The sequence below is a fragment of the Vibrio nigripulchritudo ATCC 27043 genome (assembly GCF_000222685.1).
Taxonomy (GTDB): Bacteria; Pseudomonadota; Gammaproteobacteria; order Enterobacterales; family Vibrionaceae; genus Vibrio; species Vibrio nigripulchritudo.
On the sequence record NZ_AFWJ01000106.1, the window covers coordinates 1 to 6,846 of the forward strand.

The following is a 6,846-nucleotide window of genomic DNA, read 5'->3' on the forward strand; positions in this document are numbered from 1 at the left end:
GCGGATCCAATCACCGCCGCACCAATGGATGCAGAGATACCCACCAGCAGGCTGAGCTGCGTTCCCCACATCAGACGAGAGAAGAGATCGCGCCCTAGGTGATCGGTTCCTAAAAAATGATTGGGAGAAAACACGGGCAAAAACTTGTTCGCCGTATTGGTGGCATCTGGATCCTGAAGCCCTAACCAAGGCGTAAGACAAACCAGCAGTATCAAGAAGCCAAAAACAATGAGTGCAATCGCAGTCAGAGGATTCCTGAGCAATAACGAAAAAAACAGCTTCATGAACGAATCCTCGGGTCTAGCAGGCTTTGTAGGATATCCACCAATACATTGAATAACACATAACACACGGCGACAAACACAACGCCGCCCTGAACTAATAGAATGTCTCGCTGCAAAATACCGTTCACTAACATGCGCCCGATTCCCGGCCACTGAAACACCATCTCGATGTAAACCGCCCCTGAGATAACAAACCCAGCCTGAATGCCCAGCACAGGAACAATCGAAACCATGGCGCTTTTCAGGGCGTGCTTCCAAATCACCGAACGCTCACTGACCCCTTTCGCTCTGGCTGTGCGTATGTAGTCCAGCCTAAGAACTTCCAACATGGCAGAGCGAGCCAAACGCGCAATCACCCCTGTGGCAACGGAAGCCAAGGCCAGTGAAGGCATCACCAAGTGGGAAATCAAGTCTGGCAAATCGCCCCCGCCATAAATTGCGAACATGCCAGAAACTGGGAACCAGCGAAGCTGAATCGCAAACAGCAGAATCATCATCATGCCGAGGAAAAATGAAGGAATAGAAATGCCAAGCAAGACGACGAATGTAGTCAGCCTGTCGGTGAATGAAAACTGACGCGCCGCGGAGATAACACCAACCACCACACCAAAAAACGCACACAGAACAAAACTGGTTCCAGCCAGAATTAAGGTGGCATTAAAACGTTCTAACACCTCATCCAATACTGGTCGATTCAACGAGTACGAACGCCCCAGCTCCCCCTGTAGCAGGTTAGAAATCCAGATAAAATATTGCTCTATCAGGCTTTTATCGAGCCCAAGTTCCTGATTCAGTTTTTGTACATTTTCAGGTGTTGCGTACGACCCTAATATGGCGGTAGCAGGATCGCCGGGAATCAGAGACATAATCAGGAACACGATCACTGTGATGCCCAACAATACGGGCACTGAGGAAATCAGCCTGTGCAGCAGGTATTGACCCATACCATTACTCCATTGGTATAAGGGGAATCAGCGCCGGAGCATTGGCTCCGGCTACTGTAAGCTTAGTCAGTGAATAACGCAGTAAGTGAATTACTTGCTGACGTTATTCAAAAGTAGGAAGAAAGACGGTTGCAAAGCAAAATCGTTCACCGACGAACTGGTGACGGCATTTTGCTTCCAGTTGGCAACGAAAACCCATGGAGCATCTTCTTGCACAATTTTTTGCATTTCTTTGTACAGTTTGGCGCGCTCAGCCTGATCCGTGGACTCACGTGCCGCATTCAGCAATTTATCCACTTCTGGGTTTGAATAGTATCCAGAGTTGAATCCGCCTTTATCTGGCCACGCCTGAGTGCGAAGCGCTAAGTATGGCAAGGTATCCGGATCGTTAGTCATCCAGGCCATTTCCGCCATGTCTGCTTTGCCTTCAAGACCTGGGTTCACTTTGCCTAAGAACGTATTCCACTCGTAGGTTTCAATGCTGACATCCAGACCAACGGCTTTTAAGTCTGCCTGAATTGCGGTTCCCATTGGGATAGGATCCAGCATACCCGAGCCCCCTTCGGTCACATAAAACGTCAGTTTCGCTCCTTCTACACCCGCTTCTTTCAGAAGAGCTTTCGCTTTTTCAGGGTTGTAAGGATAAGGCTCTAGCGATTCATTGTATGCCCAGGCAAATGCAGGAGGTGTCGGACCCGCGGCCACTTCTGCCGTTCCTTCCAGAACATTGTCTACCAACGCCTTCTTATTGATGGCGTAGTTTGCTGCCTGACGAACGCGTTTATCTGCAAATGGCCCTTCTTTGGCATTCAGGATAAGGAACCAGACATGCGGTCCGGCTTGTTGCTTCACAGCAAAACGGTCGGAGTTGAATTCAGCCAATGCGTTAGGCGGCACTTCAACCATAATGTCTAAGCTACCCGCCAGCATTTCCGCAACACGGGTGTTGGCATCGGTAATTGGGCGGAAAACAACCGCTTCAAGCTTGGCTTTGTCTCCCCAGTAGTCATCATTTCTGACCACCACGACTTTGGCATTGGAATCCCACTCAGCAAACTTGAATGCGCCAGTGCCCGAAGGGTGACGTCCAAAGTCTTTCTGGTGTTTTTTTACTGCATCAGGAGAAACAATCAACCCTGTAGGATAAGCAAGGTTCGACAAGAAAGGGGCATAAGGCGCGTTAAGGGTAAACTCAACGGTTTTGCTGTCCACTGCCTTAACGTTTTCGATGGCAGAAAAGAAGAAAGAAAGCGGAAATGGCCCTGTATTGTGGTACGGATGTTTCTCATCCAGCATACGATCAAAGTTAAATTTCACCGCTTCAGCATTAAAAGCACTGCCATCGTGAAACTTCACCCCATCGCGTAACGTAAAGGTGTACGTTTTGCCATCCTCACTGATTGTCCAGCTCGTTGCCAGTGCAGGTTCCACTTCTAACGTTCCGCTTTTGTAGCGTACTAAACCGTCGTAGACGTTCATCAGAATCCGGAAATCATTCACGGCTGTCACTGCATGTGGATCCAAACTTTTTGGTTCCGCTATCTGCCCAACAATCAGCACGTTAGGCGGAGTTTGAGCTTGCGCTGTGGGGAGTACTATTCCCATAACCAATACGCAAATTGTAAATAGTCGGTGGAACACGTTCATTGTGTTATCTCCTTCCTTAGTGTGTTTTTTACTCTTCCTGGCTATTGTTTAAACAGATTTATCATGATAAATATAATGTCGCAAGCATTTATTATGATAAATACATTACGAAGATATCTATTGCTTAGATTAATAAGCATAGGAAAGAGGATGTCAGATGACCTTTTCATTGCTGATGAAAGATCCCAATAGCACTATGCTCGGTGGTGTGGCAGCGACCGGCAACTTATGCGTTGGGGGCTGGGTTTTAAGGGCGGATCCTTTGAGTGGTATTTCAGCCTCTCAGGGTACGGACCCGAGCACATTGTGGGGTGAAAATGTGCTGACACTAATGAAAAAAGGGTTATCCCCAGAAAACGCACTCGACAAGGTGGTAATACCCGATGTTGGAAAAGAGCACAGACAACTCGCGGCTTTGAACGTTAATGGGCAGACTGCGGTATTCACTGGATCTCAAAACACCCAATACCGAGGCAATATTCAGTTTGATCACGGGGTAGCCGCAGGAAATCTGTTAACTGGTGAAGAGGTGCTGTCTCGGATGGTCGAGTTCGCCCGGTCTTCAACCCTACCCTTTATTGAGCGCTTGCTGCATAGCCTTGCCATGGGGGAATGTGCCGGAGGAGACATACGAGGGTTGCAATCCGCAGCTCTGCTGGTTGTTTCCCCAGATAAGCCGCCGCTCTCACTTCGGATTGACGACAGCGAAGCCCCTGTTAAAGCGCTGCAAAACCTTTACGCCAAAACCTGTGACCCGCAATATCAGCAGTGGTTGACATCCGTTCCTACCCATCTAAAACCTGAGAACCATTCATGAAAAATTACGGCACCAAAGCACAAAACTGGTTAACCCAACTGGCAAAATATTCAGAGACTCAAGAAGGGGTGACCCGCCGCCCCTTCACCAGCGAACACCAACAAGCCATTGATCAGCTTACGCTTTGGATGGAGCAAGCCGGATTAGAGGTAACACTCGACAACGCGGGCACCTTGATTGGCCGCTATAACAGCCCAGTTTCTTCTAAAACCCTGTTGTTTGGCTCTCATCAGGATTCGATTCGAAAAGGCGGCAGGTACGACGGGATTATGGGCGTTGTGTTACCGATAATTGCAATGGAAGAGATTCTTTCACAAAAGGTCGAACTCCCTTTTTCTGTTGAGATCATGGCATTTGCCGACGAAGAAGGTGTTCGATTCCCTACTGCATTAATTGGACCAAGAGCGCTGGCAGGCACTCTAGATGCTTCTGTGCTTGATCTTACAGATGCGCAAGGCGTCAGGATTCGTGAAGCCATGATTCAGTTTGGTTTATCAGGCAAAGATTTAGACTTGCTTACCCGAGATCCACAAGACCTATTAGGTTATTTAGAAGTGCATATTGAACAGGGACCGGTCCTCGAATCCAATAACCAGGCACTCGGTGTCGTGAGCGCAATCTGCGGTATTGAGCGGCATGAGATCCAGTTTGTCGGCGAATCTGCCCACGCTGGCACCTGCCCAATGGAGCTAAGGAAAGACGCGTTAAGTGCTGCTGCCCATGTTATTGCTGAAGCTGAATCCTATGCGCGACAAACCGCAGATCTCAAAGCTACCGTTGGTCGGTTACATGTCGAACCTAATGTAGTCAATGCCGTACCCAGCCACGCGGCTTTTAGTGTTGAGATACGCTCCCCCGACGACGCAACGCGAACAGAGGCTGGAGAGCATATTCACCGATACGCTGCCCAGATCGCAAAAGAACGTTCATTGCAGGTCACTACAGAAAAAACCTACCAGCAGGTCGCGCAACCCTGTTCGGGAGAACTTCAATCAAGATTGCAAACCGCTATCAAGAATATTGGTCAGCCTTCGTTCACCCTGCCCTCTGGCGCAACACACGATGCTTCCGCCATGGCTGATTTGGTTCCCATGGGTATGCTGTTTGTTCGCAGTGAAAATGGGCTGAGTCACAACCCCGCCGAATTTACTTCTGATGAAGATATGAGGCTGGCAGTCGAAGCGCTTATTGAACTCCTAACCATGAACTCGGAACAAGAGGAAAAATAATTACGGTTCTTGCACGTTCGATAAAAAGAGGCTTTTCAATTGATGCACCAGCACTGTTTTTACGCACAGACTGATCAAATAACGTGCAATGTCCACTTTGTTTTAAAACACTTCATATTCTTGTGACCAGCCTCCTGCCCGAATACACAATAACTCCATGTATTACATAATGTTATGTGCTAGCCTGAAACAGAAATCCACAAGGCGAAACAAGCGCTTGTGGATGAATTATTTGGACATTTTGTCTGATAATAATTGTTATGTTTCCGAATCTATCTGGCATAGATACAAAAAAGCCCTTAGGGCTTTTTCTTTTCAAAATGACTCGGGTGCAGTGCAAAGTCTTTATCACACCAACCTCCCATAGCTGCAATCAGGTCATCTAAGTCATCTTCATATTCTTCAGGTAAGTCTTTACTGCGGGTGAAAGATCTAATTGTTGCTGATAAAGAATTTTGCTTGTAACCATTGTTCAGCATTCCTACTAGCGCAGTAGTAATTACAGGTAATTCAGGTTGAGATTGTAGCAAACTAACAAGGCTATTAAGATTATTATAAGTCATTACTCTCCCTCCAGAACTTTCTAGTACTTGCTATTAGTGTAGTATATCTCTCTGCGGACATTTTGTGCGCAGCTTCGATAATGCCATGATCGTCAGCATCTTGCACGAATTTTAGACTAAGAGGGGCTAAAACTGATTCATCGATTTCCCAAAGGACGGTATCTCCGTCTGCGATGCGTTCTGCCGCAAAGTCTCTAATATTTTCTTTAATATCAGGTGGTGTTACGCTCATACCTTTCCCTGGTTCAATGTTTCCATCTTCATCAGCAGTCATATCCGTAACTTGCCCCGGCTTTTTGTTGAAACCAAGAATACGAACACCTAGCTTTTTGGAGTTGGCTCCTAATTTAGGTAGCCCATCAGTGTCCTTCACCATGTCTCGATACAGTTTTTGTGGTTTTTTCATTTTTAATTCTTAGTTTCAACAAAATTCAACGTAACTACATGAAAATTAATGTTAATTGCTCAAAATAGTTTTTATGGTGCGACATTCTACATGTAAGTGTATGTATTGTCTAGAAAAGTGAAACATAACAAAGCGTTTAAGACGGATTCCCAACGCTTGGCATTTTCGGTTTGAATCGGCATCAGTGTTTACGGCACAATGGTTTAGTGGGGGTGGTCTGCGTTGCTCACCACTTAACGCGACGTTAGGCATCAAGGAGTAATAATTGAAGTTTGGGAATATAGATATTGGTGAGCTAAAACCAGTTCCAGAGTTAGAGTCCGGAGATGAGAAAGAAGTGTTCGCTTTTTATGGGCTAGCTTCATTTAATGCCCAGTGTGCGGAAAAGGCACTTGTTAACTTTGCTATGGGTTACAAGTTAGTTGATGATTCAGCGCTTACTCAAGAACAGTGGTTAGAGTTATACGATAGACTTAACTCGAATACATTTGGTCGCCTCTTAGGTCAAATAAAAAATCGAGTTGATCTACCTGATACTTTGCTAGCCCACCTTGATGAAACCCTACAAAAAAGAAACTGGTTGGCTCATGATTTCTTCTATGATTATGCAATTCATATGACAGAGTTTGATGGGCGTGCTCAAATGATCTCACAACTTCAATGTCTCATAACTATGTTTCAAATCGCAGACCGTGCAATCGAGAAATTAAGTTCAATTGTATGGCAACAGTTTGGTGTAGACGAGGCTTGGATACAAAAAGAAATAGCGATGCAGTTCTCAGAGTACCAATCAGCGAAAGATGCCTAAAAAACGACTATGGCGTCAACAGTTAATTTTTAGCTGTATTTTCATCCCACATGACGCCATCTCTCAGCATTGAATTTAAGATGACAACCATCTTACGAACGCAGGCGATGATAGCGACTTTCTTCGGTTTTCCTGATTGAACGAGGCG

General features: G+C 46.2%; 7 protein-coding genes and 2 pseudogenes. 3 read left to right on the plus strand and 6 right to left on the minus strand.

The window, feature by feature from the left end; genetic code table 11:
* The 3 genes and pseudogenes from RH89_RS10325 to RH89_RS10335 form a co-directional block, all read right to left on the minus strand.
* A pseudogene (locus RH89_RS10325) lies at positions 1-284 on the minus strand (peptide ABC transporter permease); the annotation flags it as partial.
* Positions 281-1,228, minus strand: a complete 948-nt coding sequence (locus tag RH89_RS10330) for an ABC transporter permease (RefSeq protein WP_004401662.1) — start codon at positions 1,226-1,228, stop codon at positions 281-283. The gene RH89_RS10330 and the pseudogene RH89_RS10325, both read right to left, overlap by 4 nt.
* Before the next feature lie 90 nt (positions 1,229-1,318).
* A complete protein-coding gene (locus RH89_RS10335; RefSeq protein ID WP_004401663.1) occupies positions 1,319-2,875 on the minus strand; it encodes an ABC transporter substrate-binding protein in 1,557 nt (518 codons plus the stop codon).
* Positions 2,876-3,032: 157 nt separating this feature from the next.
* Here RH89_RS10335 and RH89_RS10340 point away from each other — a divergent pair, with 157 nt between their 5' ends.
* Together RH89_RS10340 and RH89_RS10345 are read left to right on the plus strand one after the other, a co-directional pair.
* A complete protein-coding gene (locus RH89_RS10340) occupies positions 3,033-3,692 on the plus strand; it encodes a DUF1028 domain-containing protein (RefSeq protein ID WP_004401664.1) in 660 nt (219 codons plus the stop codon).
* Entirely contained in the window at positions 3,689-4,921 is a 1,233-nt protein-coding gene (locus RH89_RS10345) for a M20 family metallo-hydrolase (protein WP_004401667.1), read from the plus strand. The genes RH89_RS10340 and RH89_RS10345 overlap by 4 nt, the downstream gene beginning before the upstream one ends.
* A gap of 299 nt (positions 4,922-5,220) precedes the next feature.
* Here RH89_RS10345 and RH89_RS10350 read toward each other — a convergent pair whose 3' ends face one another.
* Both RH89_RS10350 and RH89_RS10355 read right to left on the minus strand, forming a co-directional pair.
* The gene (locus RH89_RS10350) at positions 5,221-5,484 is read right to left on the minus strand and encodes a hypothetical protein (protein WP_004401668.1); all 264 of its coding nucleotides are present in this window, start codon (positions 5,482-5,484) and stop codon (positions 5,221-5,223) included.
* Entirely contained in the window at positions 5,474-5,890 is a 417-nt protein-coding gene (locus RH89_RS10355; RefSeq protein ID WP_004401670.1) for a Tse2 family ADP-ribosyltransferase toxin, read from the minus strand. Before RH89_RS10355 ends, RH89_RS10350 begins: the two co-directional genes overlap by 11 nt.
* A 265-nt stretch (positions 5,891-6,155) precedes the next feature.
* Between RH89_RS10355 and RH89_RS10360 the strand changes: the two genes are divergently transcribed.
* Positions 6,156-6,698 (plus strand): hypothetical protein, encoded by a 543-nt coding sequence (locus RH89_RS10360; RefSeq protein ID WP_004401675.1) that lies wholly within the window; start codon positions 6,156-6,158, stop codon positions 6,696-6,698.
* 22 nt (positions 6,699-6,720) lie between these two features.
* Here the strand turns inward: RH89_RS10360 and RH89_RS29620 are convergent.
* Positions 6,721-6,846: pseudogene (locus RH89_RS29620) on the minus strand (IS110 family transposase); the annotation flags it as partial.

What these genes read in the sequence shown, in the direction of transcription:
- RH89_RS10355 (WP_004401670.1), bottom strand. Translation starts at nt 5,890, where the DNA reads ATGAAAAAACCACAAAAACTGTATCGAGACATGGTGAAGGACACTGAT.
- RH89_RS10345 (WP_004401667.1), top strand. Translation starts at nt 3,689, where the DNA reads ATGAAAAATTACGGCACCAAAGCACAAAACTGGTTAACCCAACTGGCA.
- RH89_RS10330 (WP_004401662.1), bottom strand. Translation starts at nt 1,228, where the DNA reads ATGGGTCAATACCTGCTGCACAGGCTGATTTCCTCAGTGCCCGTATTG.
- RH89_RS10350 (WP_004401668.1), bottom strand. Translation starts at nt 5,484, where the DNA reads ATGACTTATAATAATCTTAATAGCCTTGTTAGTTTGCTACAATCTCAA.
- RH89_RS10340 (WP_004401664.1), top strand. Translation starts at nt 3,033, where the DNA reads ATGACCTTTTCATTGCTGATGAAAGATCCCAATAGCACTATGCTCGGT.
- RH89_RS10335 (WP_004401663.1), bottom strand. Translation starts at nt 2,875, where the DNA reads ATGAACGTGTTCCACCGACTATTTACAATTTGCGTATTGGTTATGGGA.